9 protein-coding genes are annotated in these 14,885 nt (G+C 60.3%); 3 read left to right on the top strand and 6 right to left on the bottom strand.

Annotated features, from left to right (window positions below):
• Position 1 precedes the first annotated feature (1 nt).
• Complete coding sequence (locus X750_RS145160; RefSeq protein WP_023706589.1) at positions 2-679, top strand: helix-turn-helix transcriptional regulator; 678 nt, start codon at positions 2-4, stop codon at positions 677-679.
• Between the two features lie 159 nt (positions 680-838).
• Positions 839-1,975: an NAD-dependent epimerase/dehydratase family protein gene (locus tag X750_RS145165; protein ID WP_084567170.1), complete on the top strand. Its 1,137-nt coding sequence runs from the start codon at positions 839-841 to the stop codon at positions 1,973-1,975.
• Between the two features lie 49 nt (positions 1,976-2,024).
• Here the strand turns inward: X750_RS145165 and X750_RS145170 are convergent, their stop codons facing one another.
• From X750_RS145170 to X750_RS145190, 6 genes are all read right to left on the bottom strand, one after another.
• Positions 2,025-3,230 carry an acyltransferase gene (locus X750_RS145170; protein ID WP_050589855.1) on the bottom strand — a complete coding sequence of 402 codons (1,206 nt, stop codon included), beginning with the start codon at positions 3,228-3,230 and terminating at the stop codon, positions 2,025-2,027.
• 215 nt (positions 3,231-3,445) lie between these two features.
• Positions 3,446-5,614, bottom strand: a complete 2,169-nt coding sequence (locus X750_RS1000000163800) for a polysaccharide biosynthesis C-terminal domain-containing protein (protein ID WP_031243145.1) — start codon at positions 5,612-5,614, stop codon at positions 3,446-3,448.
• 69 nt (positions 5,615-5,683) lie between these two features.
• Entirely contained in the window at positions 5,684-7,885 is a 2,202-nt protein-coding gene (locus tag X750_RS145175; RefSeq protein WP_023748027.1) for an exopolysaccharide transport family protein, read from the bottom strand.
• A 1-nt stretch (position 7,886) separates the two neighbouring features.
• Positions 7,887-9,884, bottom strand: coding sequence for an asparagine synthase (glutamine-hydrolyzing) (asnB, locus tag X750_RS145180; protein WP_023748026.1), 1,998 nt, complete (start codon positions 9,882-9,884; stop codon positions 7,887-7,889).
• A gap of 1 nt (position 9,885) precedes the next feature.
• The gene (locus tag X750_RS145185; protein WP_023681031.1) at positions 9,886-11,145 is read right to left on the bottom strand and encodes a polymerase; all 1,260 of its coding nucleotides are present in this window, start codon (positions 11,143-11,145) and stop codon (positions 9,886-9,888) included.
• Positions 11,142-12,368 carry a glycosyltransferase family 4 protein gene (locus X750_RS145190; protein ID WP_023681030.1) on the bottom strand — a complete coding sequence of 409 codons (1,227 nt, stop codon included), beginning with the start codon at positions 12,366-12,368 and terminating at the stop codon, positions 11,142-11,144. The genes X750_RS145185 and X750_RS145190 overlap by 4 nt, the downstream gene beginning before the upstream one ends.
• A gap of 992 nt (positions 12,369-13,360) precedes the next feature.
• Between X750_RS145190 and X750_RS145195 the strand changes: the two genes are divergently transcribed.
• Entirely contained in the window at positions 13,361-14,839 is a 1,479-nt protein-coding gene (locus X750_RS145195; protein WP_023681029.1) for a calcium-binding protein, read from the top strand.
• The last annotated feature ends 46 nt before the right edge of the window (positions 14,840-14,885 follow it).

The following is a 14,885-nucleotide window of genomic DNA, read 5'->3' as shown; positions in this document are numbered from 1 at the left end:
GATGACACTGATTGAAACGCGAAACGATACGCTCGCAGGCAGGCAATACATTGTATTGAACGATACCCGCCACGAACGGCCGATAAGCCTTGTGGACCGACCGGACGCAAGGGTCGGCGGATCTCGACGACGCAGCCTGGAATCCATCACCGGCATGCTTGATCGTATGGGTTGCGGCTATCTCGTCCTGGACCGAGACAAGAAAGTAATAGAATGGAACGCTGCCGCTCGGGACACCCTCGCACGCCAGGGCGAAGCAACTGATACAGCCGTCGAGCTTGCTGCCGGGTTGAGGCGGCTGGTCGCGAATGTTCCGGTCCACCTCCAGCCGGGCTCACTCTCATGGGTAGTGATCCACAGCAGAGGCGACAGGCCGGTGACCATGAACGAGACGGGCGTCGTTACACCGGACGGGACAACCGTCGTCGCATTGCTGGACCGGGATAACAAATCGGCGGCCAACCCTCGCACGTTGCAAAGGATGTTCGGTTTGACCAGCGCGGAAACGCAGTTGGCGCTACGCCTGGCCCATGGCGACGCGCCCTTGGAGATCGCCCGTAGCTGGCATCTCAGTCGCACGACTATTCGCTCTCAGCTCGCCTCGCTGTTCGCCAAGACCGACACGAGGCGTCAGGCGGAACTAGTGGCTCTTTTGGGGCGCATTTCGGTTTTGCCATGAGAAATCGACTGCTGTCTGCATCCGCTTTGATTCAGACGGCGGCGGCCCGCATTGAGCGCGCTGTCGCGTAGATCACAAGGCCGGCGGCGCCATTTCCGATCGTTCAAGCGCTGCCGAGATAGCGCGGAACGCGGAACCTGGAAACGGGAGTGACTTGCCATGGCCGAAGCAGATTCGAAGGTCAAGAAGCTGGCGGATATCGTTCACGGGCTGCAGGATGGTGCTGCGTCGACCCTTACGCACACGGGGCCGATCATCGTCACGGGCGCCGCTGGGTTCATCGGATTTCATGTTGCGTTACGCCTTTTGCGGCTCGGCGCCGAGGTCATCGGCGTCGACAACTTCACGCCTTACTACGACCTGAAGCTGAAGGAGGCGCGATTTACACGGCTCTGCGCCGAGCCGAGGTTCACGCCGATGCGCTTCGACCTGGCGGACCGGTCGCTGGTGAAAGCGCTGTTCTGCGAATTCCAGCCATCGCACTTCGTGCATCTGGCCGCCCAGGCCGGGGTACGTCATTCGCTCGTGGACCCGCATGCCTATGTGGAGTCAAACATAGTCGCGTTTCTCAACGTTCTGGAGGGCTGCCGACACGCCGGCGTCAGCCATCTCGTTTATGCCTCGTCGAGCTCCGTATATGGTGCCAATCGACGCATACCCTTTTCCGAGCATCATGGTGCCAATCATCCGGTGAGCTTCTACGCCGCCACCAAGGCCGCCAACGAGTGCATGGCGCATTCCTACAGCCATCTGTTCGGCTTGCCCGCAACCGGACTGCGCTTCTTCACCGTCTATGGTCCCTGGGGCAGGCCCGACATGGCTGTCTATACTTTCACCCATGCCATCGCCGAGGGCCGAACGATCGAAATCGCCAATGCCGGGCGCGTATGGCGGGATTTCACCTATATCGACGACATCGTAGAGGGGGTTGTTCGCGTGCTCGCCAAACCACCGTGTCAGGATCCCGATTGGGACGGTCGCGCTGCCGATCCTGCCACCAGCTCGGCGCCGTATCGGCTCTACAATATCGGCAATGATCGGCCTGAAGAAATCAACCATCTGATCGCGCTCATCGAGACGGCCCTTGGCCGCCGCGCCCTTCGCGTCAACGTACCTTTACCACCAGGTGACGTCCTGGAAACCCGCGCCGATGTCAGGGACCTCCGCCGCGCCGTTGGCTTCGCACCGGCGACAACACTGGAGGACGGCGTGCAACGTTTCGTGGAATGGTATCGGGAATTCCATGCATGCCCCGTCGGACAGGTGCGACCAGCCGGCCTTACGGCAACGGCATAGTGAGCACAACAGCGGCATTTCCTTGGTGTGGCAGGGTCGCGGCTCGCCTTCAATCTGTCTTGGGATACGCCGGCAATGGAAGGGACCCAAGCTGCCGCCCTGTGCTGTGCCCGACCCCCAAAAGGCGCCGCGCATAGCGGGTGAGCGGCTTCTCGAACAGACGGTGGGTGATAAATGCCACGCCCAGGGTTATCGCCAAGGCCGAACCGATGAAAGCCCACGGGCCGAGCACAAAGATCAAGCCTGTACGCCAGAAAATTATGCGCATGGCGCGGATCACGAATGGATGCATGAGGTAAAGAGCGTATGACGCATCGCCAACGCCAGCGGCCCACCTCGCCGCCAGGCTGTCATGCCTCAGTTTACCCGGCTCTGCCAGGGCAGCACTCCAAACAATTAGAGACGCCGGAATGCCATACACGACAGGGCGACCAAGGCCGGCCGAGATATCGGGAAACGCCGCCGCAAGCATCAGGGCACCCAGTCCCGTTGCGGCGACACAGGCCCTGATTGGGCCGGAAGGCCGCAGGCCCGAGGCGCACATGACCCCGATCATCGCGCCGAAAGCGAATTCGAGGATGATCGGATTGGTCCAGAAACCCCAAGGCTCTGGCAAAGGAGCCGCAAGAGCGCCCAAGAGCACCATCCCAACCAGGATCGTGAGCAGGACCGTAACTGCCCACCGCATGGGCAGCACGATCGTCGCCGTGAACAGCACGTAAAACAGCATCTCATAATTGAGCGTCCAACCCAACTCGTAGACCGGCTGAACGACGCCGTCAGGGCGACTGGCCGGAACGAATAAGTAGGATTCGACTACAAACCTGAAATCGACGTAGCTCTGGTTGAGAAGATTTGGGGCGGCCACCGCTACCGCAATGTAGAGCGAGGTGAGCGCCCAATATAGCGGGACAATTCGCGCGATCCGGCGGGAAATGAAGAGACGCGCGCCCCCGGGCTTTGCGAACAGCTGTCGCGACGTATGCACCATGATAAGGCCGGAAATCACGAAGAAAATATCGACTCCAGCGCTCCATGGTATCGGATTCCAGCTCTGAAAGGTGCGGCCGGCCTGTAATTCCAGGGTGGCCGCATCATGCTGGGCGTGTCGCAGCGCGACCGAACTAGCCGCGAGGGCGCGCAGGACCTGGACCTGGGTGAGGGTTTCGCGTTGGCTGCGCTCGACAGGCGTCGATCTCTCCGAGCGACGGCGCACTGCAGGCGCCGAGGCGCTCGCCATTCGGGCTTGTTCCATGGATGCTCCGCAGATTGTGAGCACACCCTGGGGCGCCTCCGAAACTGATGCATCCTTCAAATGACGGACACAGCCCGCGAAGTATCGGCTGCCCGCGCGGGTGTCCCGAACAGAGATACGCCGAAGCGTCTGTGCAGCCCTATGGCCTTTGTGCGATCCGGGCTTCGTGACTTCCTGCCCGAACGACGGCGATCACCGTAGCCAAAACAGTGCTCTCATTTGCTCGCCCTCAAGAACCAATGCCATTGACGGGCATCGACCGCGCTCGGCCTCATCGACAGCAAGGCAAAAACCAAGCCTGGCATGATTTTCAGTCGCTTGCGGATATAGACGGCCATGGCAATGCTCCAGATGCTCAGTGCAAGTGCCACACCCACCGCAGCGCCAAGCAGGCCGTACACCGCAACTCCGGCTGCACAGGCAATTATATTGGCCACAGCACCCGCTACCATCGTCGTTGCCGCAGCCCATTCATTTCCAGTCATGGTCAGGAGATTCTGTTGGGGCCCGCACAGCGCGACAAAGACATATCCCAAAATCAGAACCCGTGCGATCGGCGCTCCCGCGCTATAACCCTCACCGAAATAGCTCAAGAACGGCTCGACTATCACCATCATTGGGACGGCCACCAGGATGGCACCGCCAGCAGAAAGCAGGGTTGCGCGCGCGAACAGTTGTTGTAGGCCTCTGCGATCGCCTCTGACGTAGAGATCGGCTGCTGTTGGCGAAAACATGGTTGCCACGGCGATACGGGACAGGCCCACGAGCATCGCGACATTCAAGGCCAGCGCGAAAATACCCGCTTCAGCAATATGGCTTGTCCAGCCCAAAACCAGGACTCCTGCCCGACTGACGAAAACATCGAGCCCGGTGATGAGCATGAGCGGGGGGACGGCAAGCCACCATTCCCTCGAGGCATAACTTGGCTTGGCGTGTCCCAGGCCGGGTGGTTCAAACCTCCTCGCGATGATGAACACCAGCGCCGCTGTGAAAGCGGAACTCACAAGCACCGCCATCGTCACCGAGGGCGCATCCACTGTTCGAAATCCCGACAATGCCAGGAGCGCTACCAACACGAGCAGGAGTCCGTCTCGCATGATGCGCTCCGGCAACAACGCCGAGACAACGCCGCCGAAAGCACGCACAAGCGTGGCTCCGAGAGCATAGGCCGTAACCAAGGGCACAGCCATCATGCCGAGCACGATGCTTGTCTCAAGCCCTCTTTCCGTTGGATCTGAAAGGAACAGGACGGACGCAGCGCCGATCATCCCGAACAAGGTTGCCGCTATCAGCGATCTCTGCAGCGCAAATCTTATCACCCCGCGGGCCAGATCAAGCCTGCCACTGGCCCTATAGGCCGGGAGGAAACGCAACAATAATACATTAAAGCCAAGCGTTGCCAGATAGGCGAGCACTGACGTCCAAGCCTGAACGTAGGAATAGATACCGTAGTTGTGAGGTCCGATAAGGCGTGCAATTGCCAACTGTGCAAGACTGGTCAAACCAGCGCCACCAATATAGATCAGCAAGGCGAATATGCTTGCCCAAGCCAGCCGCGAGCCCATGTCCTTGTTGCGCGGCGGTGCGGTTGCTGAACCAGTTACATCTGCGCGATGAGCCGGCAACTCAATTTGCTTTTCGCCGACCGACCTATCGAAGCGCGACAATGCAGAAAGTATTTGTCTCTCAATCCGACAAATACTTTTAAAGGTCGATGGACCATCGGTGTTTTCGACGGAGATGATTTCCCGGCCAGATGTTGTCAGGAGGTCATGCATCGCTTCAAAAACGGCGAATGAGCGCATGTTAACGCTCAAGTCGGCCTCGAAAATCCGTTCCGCCGGCGGCTCAAGCTCCATCCGCCGACGAAGGCGACTTTCCACGACCGCAGCTGGCACCAAGAGCCTGACGGTGAGATCGGCCGCCGGTGCGAGGCTGAGCGCCTTTTCCAGCGCTCTGGGGTTGGTGCTCCCATTGAACATCGCAAGCGAACCAATCGCTTGAACATATCCTTGATCGAAAATTATAATTTCGGGCGATTGCTCCGCAGACTTCCAGCAACGCGAAAGGTGCAGGATGTATCGCCAGATTCGCGCGCGCCATATTCGGTTTTTTGGCGGTATCATCCTCACTATTGCAAAGGAACTGGAAATATCATCGGCTCGCCCTGCCGAAAAAAGCAGTATTCTGGCTGTTGAAAACATCGCCGATACGATCCGTGATATGAACAGAAAGATTCCGAGATCATATTTGGCGGCCCTGGTGCTTGGCTTGTAGCTGAGAGCGACCTTGGCGTGATAGCCTTTCCCGCGCAGCTGCTGCGCAAGCGCATGTGCGAAGGTTGTTTTGCCGGATCCTGGAGGTCCGAAAAATTCAATGATCATCGTGTAGCTGGCTCGATTTAGGGGCTCGATCGCTCCCTGGAGCTTCTGTTGAAGATCGCACACGCATCTTCAAACCCTCTCCAACAGAAGATCGGCGTTGTCTCCGAGCCTGGAGCCGGCTAGCCTCTTCAGGTTCACCCGGGTGAGCACACTCCCTACTGGAACGGTGGCGGATCCGCCGGCCCCTATTGCATCCAGAGCACCACGGGCAATGCTGCGCCTCGTCCTTGCCCAGCGAACGGCAAAAAGCACCGAATCGGCCCAGCGCTTAAGCAGCCTGGTTTCAGGCCCCCCGAGGCCCAGGGGACCGTTCATGATGACCACGTCGTAGGCCGAACGCAGCTCCTCGGTGAACTGGCATTTGTCGACGGTGGACAGAAGCGTCAGGAGATCATCGGAAGGTGCTGGAGCGGCCATGAGGTCGATACCGATTTCCGGCATCCTCGTAATTGCATCCTTCAGCACGCAACGTTCATTCACATAGTCGCCGAAGGAGTTCCGGGCCTTGTCGGTGCTGAATTCACCACGAAACCCGTTCGTGAGCCGTACATCCTTGCGATCGAGATCGAGGAAAAGCACTCTTCCTCCCAGCCGCGTTGCCGCCAGCGCCAGGCTCCATGCCAACTCGGTCTTGGCATCGTCCTGGATGCTGGACGTCACGAGAATGATATGCGGCGGCTGCCCCTTCCCCTGAGTTGGCGCCGCAGTGACGAGCAGCGAAGTCACGGCGCGGCTGAACGGCAAGTTCTGCTGGCTCAGAACCAGATGCCGCAGCTTTCTGGCGTTAAGTCCCGCAACCCTGGGAAGCAGTCCTACGCACGGGACCCCAAGCTCGGCCTCGGCTTCGGCTTCACTGCGCAAGGTTTGGTTGAAACCGTTGCGGACCAGGACAATGACCGCCCCCATGAGACCAAAGACGACCATGCCAGGGGGAATCAGGAAAATTGGCGACAATGTCATGGGGGTCGACGGCGGCCAGGCGGTCGAAAGGACCGCTACGCCTGGGGAAGGAGCGGCGATGCGACGTGTCAAGTCCTGCTGCCGGCTCAGGAGTTCGTTGTAATGCTGCGTCACGATGGCTACCCGAGGCTCAAGGGAACGCAGCCCCGAAAGTTGGCTCGCCGTGTCGGCCACGGCCGCGTCGAGCATCGCTTTGCGACTTTCAAGAGCCGTAGCCTGGGACCGGTAGACATTTGCCTCGGCAGCGATTCGGGCAACGCTTTGCTCCATTTCGCGGGCGATCGCGTTGCGCAGATCGCCGTCGGCGGCGGCACCCGACTGGCGTGTCACCAGGTCCGTCAACACGGGCGACCCGATTTCTTCAGCGATGGCCGTGACCGGGGCGCCCGCCTTGCGCAGGTCCTCAATACGGCGAAGGCGCGCTTCCGACGCGGAAAGACTGGCTTTCGATAGGAATATCTGCCGGCCGAGTTCCGCTGTCTCACTGGCTGCGTTGTTGGCCGCAGTCTGATCGACGGCGCCATGCGTGAGCCGGTATGTCTCCAGCCGATCTGTCGCTTCGACAAGATCCCTTTGTACTTGCGGAAGGCTGGCGACTATCGAATCCAGATTAACCTGATCCGATGCCCGGCTTTTTTGTACCAGATCTTGAATGTAGACCTGGGCAAACGTGTTCGCGACAAGTGCCGCACGCGCCGGACTTGGATCGGTGAAGCCGATGGTGATGACGCGTGATCGCAGCTCTTGTCCGACCCTCATTCCGTTGCGTAGCGCCTTCAGTTCGGGCGCGTCCGCTGCGTCCGGATTTTCCGCCACCTTGTTATCCTGTCTCCAGGCCCTGCTCAGGAGATCGATGAGGAACGAGCCAGCCGCGGGCGGGACGGCATTGACGACGGTCTTTCCGTTACCGTCGACTGGTTGGGCTTTGCGGAGTGCTGCCAGGACCCGACGCAGGTGGCCTTGCGAGGAGAGCATCGTCAGATGATCATCGATGTTCGATTCCAGCGAGTCCTGGGCGGATGCCACGCCGCCCGAAGCACTGCTGCTCGGGGCATCGATAATGACCTGGGTCGTTGCCTCGAACAGCACCGGGCGGGTGAAGCCTGCCAGTCCGGCCAGGATGCCGCCCAGAAGGGCCATGGCAAGCAAGAACCATTTTCGCGTCGTCAGGATGATGACGAGCTGGTGGAAGGGTGACGATTGCGTTGGCTCGCGTGGCGGCCGCATCAAGCGCAGATTGGTTTCAAGTGTCCCAACTTCCATCTGCTTGGCGCGCGGACGCCGGGCGCGGTTGGCTATGGAACCTTCCATCTCAATCCCCTGTCAGTTCGATATGGTAAGAAGGGTGCGTGGCGACCGTCGATGGCCGCATGGCTTCGTTGCGCCACGCCTGAAACATGAGCACCGGCCACAGGTCGCGGAAATTATCTTGGCTTCCATGCAGATGATTGCGCCAGCATGCGTCGACCTTCTCACGGTCGATGACCCCGTCCCCGGAGCGGCCGATCGTGGCAATGATATCGGTTGCCCAGCCGCGCAAGGACCCTTTCAACCAAGTCCCGACCGGAACGTCGAAACCTTGCTTGGGCCGGTCGACCAGTCGGCGTGGTACATAACGATCAAGCAGTCGGCGAAGCAACCATTTGCCCTTCCCGTTTCGGACTTTGGCACGGGCTGGCAAGCGCCAGGCGAATTCAACGACGCGATGGTCCAGGATCGGGCATCGCCCCTCGAGGCTGTTGGCCATGGTGGCTCGATCGAGCTTCACCAAAATGTCGCCCGGTAGATAGCCTGTCATGTCGGCGAATAGGAGACGCGAGAGCAGGCCGTCGAGCTTTGTGGTGTCGGTAGGTGCTGTCGACGGCTTGCGATGAACAAGGTCGTTGGCTGAAGATTTTGTCAGTTGCAGAAAGAGTTCGTCCTCATCTCGCGCCGCGAGCAGGCGGGCAAGGCGAGCCAGGCGGTCACCGCGCAAGCCATGCCGCATATTCGCCGAAAGCGGCAGATTGCCGAAGATATCTTTCTGAGAGGCTTGGGCCAGCAACCCAGCCCCCGATGCCAACAGCCGGCGAAATGACAATGGCAGCTCATGCTGCTTTGTGAGGCGGGTTGCCAGGAAGTGTCGAGAATAGCCTGCGAAGCACTCGTCGCCGCCATCGCCTGAAAGCGCCACGGTTACGTGTTGCCGCGCGAGGCGCGACACCAGCAGCGTCGGTATCTGCGATTCATCGGCAAACGGCTCGTCCCAAATCCGGGGCAGCTCCGGAATGACCTCAAGCGCGGCAGCCGGCGAGAGATGAAGTTCCGTATGATCGGTGCCCAGATGCCGAGCAACCGCGGCCGCATGGGGAGCTTCATCAAACCCACCTTCCCCGAACGCTATGGTGAACGTCCGAACGGGGTTTCGGGACTGTGCCTGCATCAGGGCGACGACAGTCGAGCTGTCGATCCCGCCCGACAGAAAGGCGCCCAGCGGCACATCTGCAATCATTCGTTGCTTGACGGCCAGGCGGAGCAGGCTGTCGAGCTCGGTCGCGAGGTCCTCGTCGCTGGCGGCTATCGGATCGCGCTGTCCCTTGCTGGCGACATCGGCCAGCGACCACCAAGGGTGAATGCGATGCTCAAGCGAACCGGTGCCGCGGGCGTCGGCGAATTGCGCCGCAGTGACCGACAGGATTGAACCAGGCGGCAGCTTGAACACGCCCTGCCAAATGCAACGGTCATCCGGCACCCAGCCGTTGGAAACCATCGTCGTCGCCGCATCGACATCGAGTTCCGGGGTGAACCCTGGGAAGCAAGTGATCGCCTTCAACTCCGAGGCGAAGACAAGCGCGTCACGTGTTAAGGCGACATAGAGTGGCTTCTTGCCCATTCGGTCGCGGGCAAGCTGAAGCGTTCGGTTCTTCAGGTCCCACAGCCCGAAAGCAAACATGCCAGCGAAGCGCGCGAGGGCTGCATCAAGGCCCCAGCTTTCGATCGCGCACAGCATGACCTCCGTGTCGCTGGCGCCGCGGAAATGATGGCCCGCCCCTTCCAGTTCACGGCGCAGATCGCGAAAATTGTATATCTCGCCATTGAAGGTGATGACATACCGACCGCTCGCGGAGAGCATTGGCTGGCGACCCGCTTCGGACAGGTCGACGATGGCCAGTCGCCGGTGGCCGAAGGCTACCCCCCCTTCACGGCTCACCCAGAAGGCCTCACCGTCAGGTCCGCGATGACGAAGCGCCGTCGCCATCGGTCCGATGGCCCTGAGCGCACTTGCGTTGGCTGCATCGGGCGCCAACAAAATTCCGGCGATCCCACACATTCTAGCATCTCCTCTGGCGAACAATCGCGGGGATCGCTTCCGGCGTCCCAGCGGCAAGGCAGAGGGTCAGACAGAACCACACGATCGGATGGCGGATGACCAAATGCGGAGCACTGAAAACGGCGATCGATGCCACGAGCGCCACCAGAGCGTCCAGCTTCGCCCGCCAGGCGGACAACGCAGCCGAGCCGAAGATCCACATCAGGGCTAGAACCGAAATCAGGCCGCCCTGAGTGTAGAGATCCAGGATGGTGCTGTGCGCCTCGAAGGGCCGCGGCAAAAACTGTTGATTGACCACGGGGGGACTATCTAGGTGCGGGCCCGGACCCAGTCCAAGCGATCCCGATCGTGCCCCCTTCTCCAAGGCTGCATTCCAGAGGTAGAGGCGAAGCGCCGCGGTTTGGGCAGTCGCTTCCCCGCCCTTGTCTTTGGTCAGGCTCTTGGCGAAGTCTTCGGCGCTGGAGGCCTCGCTGAGGGCATAGGGCGCTATAGACAGGGCCAGCGGCAGGAAGCCAACGGCCATCAGGACGGCAAGCTGCCTTGAAAGGCTCGCCTTATTGCCGTCGCTCGTCAGCCAGGCCCGGACCCGCAGCCCGAGAAGGATCAGACAAGCCAGGACCGTGGTATAAAGGTAGGTATCGCTTTTTGTCAGCCTTCCGACGTAAACGGTGAATATGAGGCTGCATAGGGCAAGGCATCTTCCCCATTTATTGCTGGTGGTTGTGGCAAGATGCAAGGCCAGTGGACCGAGCAGGGCGCAGTAGAGCGCAAGCTGGTTCGGATTGTCGGACCATCCGCAGAAGCGGTCCCAGTACCAGGGCTCGACCCCAGCCTGATGGAGCCAGCCGAAGCCAAGCCCTACCTGAATGATGAAGCCCGCATTCGCGATAGCAACCATCCACCAGGCGATACGACGCAAACGGAAAGACGCGTTGGGCTCCGCAGCGGCCAGACAGGTGACGCACGCCAACAGCACATAGGCCAGCGTGTCGTGCAACAACGGATCCAGGAACAACGTGGTTGTCAGAAAACCGATGATGTAACCCACGCCCATGGCAAGCGCCAGGATCAGCCAGAAAAGCCCAAGCTTGGCCAGGGCCGGCGTAACCTCCAGTTGGCCGCCAGCAAGGATTCGCGTCATCGACAGCATTATCCAGAGCGTGAGGCACAGTTCGCTGTAGCCGAAGGGCAGCCCTGGGATGCTGAGTTGCGCCGCGTAGGACATCGCGACGCCGAAGGCCAGAAGCGCATCACGCATCATTGCCGCGCCTCACCCAGTCGATGGGGGCTTGGCACCGCCTCTTCCCTCGGATTCGCCTGCGCAGCTTGAACAAGCCTGCTGCGATATCTGCCACCCAGTATTGTCTTATACAGGTCGCAATACTGGTCGATCACCCACGACAGCGAGAACCGCTCCCGCACGAATCCGACGGAACGGCTGCCCATCGTCTTGCCACGGGCGGGGTCGGAAAGAAGATCGACTATCCGGGAGGCCAAGCCATCCGCATCGCGCGGCGCCACGAGATAGCCGTTCCAGCCATCCTCAACCACATCGTTGCAGCCCGGCATATTCGAGGCGACGATCGGCAATCCGGACAATCCCGCCTCCAGCAGGACACGCGGAATTCCCTCGCGATATTGCGTCGGAAACGCAAAGATATCCGCCATGCCAAGGAGGGCTGGAATGTCGCGCCTTGGCCCCAATGCGACAACGTGGGGAACATGGCGCTCGATATCGGCTCTGCTGACGGCAAACGGACCTTCGGAGTCTTGCGGGCCGACAAGTACGAAACGCGCGTTGGGCCTCTCGCGGATAACGCGAGGAACCGCCTCGATGAGGGTTGGAATCCCCTTCTGCCGCGTGAGCCGACCGACAAATATTATGACCTGGGCCGATTGTAGGCCAAGTTCCTCGCGCATCGTGGCAGCCGAAGGACCACGATACCTTGCCATCGAGAATGCATCGGGGTCGATGCCAGAACTCCGGATCAGTCGCCCTTTGCCGCGAGCCACCAGCCGATAGCGCTCGAAGAAGGCCTGATCATCACTATTCTGGAAGACGGTCATGGCTGTCCAACGAGACGCCACCCCCTGAAGGCCGCAAAAGAAAGGACGCAATGCCAGGGCCCGCGGCTCCCGCGACGAGAATGTCCAACCAAGCCCGTTGATGGTGCGAACGACGGGAACGTGCCCGCGCACCGCCAGTGGAGTTAGGAGATTGGGCTTGGTGTCGAAACTTTGAATGATGTCCGGACGCAGTTCGGACATCAGTTCACGGATCGCGCCGACAGCACCCCATTCTGCACCGCCGCTGCCAAAGCGGTCGAACCCGAATCGGCGATGGGCAATGCCATGGGGTGAAAAGGCGGCTCCGAGATCACTCGAAACGGCAGTGACTTGAAAACCCCTTTCGCGAAGCGCCAAAAGAAACGGGATTCTTAGTCTATGATCCTCGCCGCCAACGCAAACCAGATGCGGACTCATCCTGTCGCTCCTGGATGCGATCCCAATCTCGTAAAACAGCTGACCCTATCCGCGGTTTCCATGGCCGGTTTCATCGCCCCTGAACACACAACAGCCAGTCCCACGCTAGGAGCAGGCTTTCGTGCTGTCCTCGTCTGTTTGCATGAAGCAAGCTGATCAACGATGCGGCAATGCAGCCACAATCGCTGTCGCCTCGGTCAGTGCGTTGGATCATCCGGTCTGACGGTGCAACGACGACACGTTCGCGTACGACACGGCGGGCCGGATATTTAGAAAAAGAGGGCTGTGTTCGACGGGGTCCGCGCGCTCGCGTTCTCTGCCCGCCTTCTCACGCCGGATCAACATCGCACCCAGATGGTGTGATGACTCGCACCGGCAGTTCTCCCGACCGCTTCGTCTGGAACAGGCTTTCACCCGGTCTTTGGATACGGTCGGACCACCAGCCGCCTCTTCCTGCGGATGGGCGACCGCGTTGCCATGCTCCCCGTCATTCGGACCCGCACGCCCGCCTTTCGGTTGAACCCGGCGGGATCCAGTTCAGTGCCTCTCCGCAATTGCCAGCGGCGAGCGCCTCGCATGACCTTGCGGACATTTGGCGCCGAGGCTTTGCTCACGAGGAGCATTGAGCGGCTGCAATGGGAGGGCTTCGCCAGGACGCGATTCTTTTGCGGTCTGAGCTCGAATAAATCCTGCGGAAGCGCGCATTTGGGCGGTGGCTCGCGCAACCGAAGCGCGCATTGGCCGATTGCCGCCACTGCAAATGCGCAGGCGCTCCGGCAGACTTCGCTGCAATGCTTTCGTTGCAGGCTTGAGCGCCCGACATACTTGGATCATCTACAAACCTCTGACGCAAGCGTAGCATCGAGGCTGTTGTGTTTTCCGGACGATGATCAAAGATTCTATCAAGGGACGCCGGTATTTGATTTGTCGCTAATGGATCCTTTCCCTAGGCAGGTGTGGGGCGCCTACCGAATCGGACGAAGGGTATGTCAATGACAACACTCCATTACGCCTCGGGCGGGTCGGCCTCCGAGGTCGCGAAAGCCGGATTCAATCTTGTTGATGTATCTTCCTTGGACCAGCTCAACGCCTTGCCGGCCGGCCAGAAAGGCCTGGTGTGGCTCAATGAAGCAGATGGTGCAACCTCCTCCTTTATCCAGAAGGTCACGCCCTTCATCGGCAATCCGAAAGTGTTTGGCTTCTTCCTCGTCGATGAGCCGGACCCGACCGGCAAATGGGGAACTTATGCCACCGCCGCTGATCTGAAGGCGGAGTCAGACTGGATCCACAGCCACCTGCCCGGCGCCAAGACCTTCATAACAATGATGAACATGGGGTCTTCCGCTAACCCCGACTTTTCAAACACCTTCAATCCTGCCAACACGCATATCGACTATTACGGCTTGGATCCCTACCCGGTACGGACCGGAACAAGCACGATTGATTACAACATGATCGACAGGACTGTGGCGGCGGCCGTCGCCTCGGGCATCCCGCTCAGTCAGGTCGTTCCCGTGTATCAGACCTTCGGCGGCGGCGACTGGACGACCGACACGGGCGGTCGCTATGTCCTGCCCAGCGTTGCTCAGGAAAAGACCATGTTGGACCACTGGGCCAAGGTAGCGCCTTCGCCGGCCTTCGACTATGCCTATGCTTGGGGTTCTCAACAGGGCGACACGGCGCTTGAGAGCTCGCCGACGCTGCAGGCTCTGTTCCTTCAACACAACCAGAGCACCGCAAGCGGTCCTTCGGCCAGCGAACCGACGCCGCCGCCTACCAGCACAGCGCCTCCGCCCACAAGTGTCCCTCCGACCAGCACCGGCGATCACATTTTCTACGGCACGGGTAGCGCGGATGTGCTTCGCGGCACCGCTGGCGCGGACACGATGATGGGCCGCGGCTACAACGACACCTACTATGTCAACAACGCCGGCGACAAGGTGGTGGAACTGCGGCACAGCGGCAACGACAGCGTGCTGGCATCGGTGAGCTACGCGCTGTCGGCCGGCTCGCAGGTCGAGCATCTTGCGACCACCAGCAAATTGGGAACTGCCGCCATCAAGCTCACGGGAAACGAATTCGCCCAAACCATTGATGGCAATTCCGGGAGCAACACTATCAACGGCGGTGGCGGGAGAGACGTTCTGACGGGACATGGCGGCAACGACGTCTTTGTCTTCGATTCGGCTCTCAAGGTCGGCAATATCGACAAGGTCACCGATTTCAAAGTGGGCCACGACAAGATCCAACTCGACCACACTGTGTTTGCCGGCCTGCATACCGGCGCCCTCCCCTCTTCGGCGTTCTACGCCGGCAGGGCCGCGCACGACAGCGGCGATCACATCGTCTATAACAGCACGACCGGCGCGCTTTCCTTTGACAGCGACGGCTCCGGCGGCGCACATCAGATCCAATTTGCCACTCTATCGCCACACTTGGCTCTGACGGCGTCCTCGTTCATCGTGACGTGACCGCGGGAACGTCAGCCTGAGCAAGATGGTCTGACGTTCTTGAATA

Origin of the sequence: Mesorhizobium sp. LNJC391B00 (assembly GCF_000502535.1) — a bacterium.
Taxonomy (GTDB): Bacteria; Pseudomonadota; Alphaproteobacteria; order Rhizobiales; family Rhizobiaceae; genus Mesorhizobium.
Note: the sequence above shows the minus strand (reverse complement) of the source record. Positions and strands in the feature narration are given on the sequence as shown.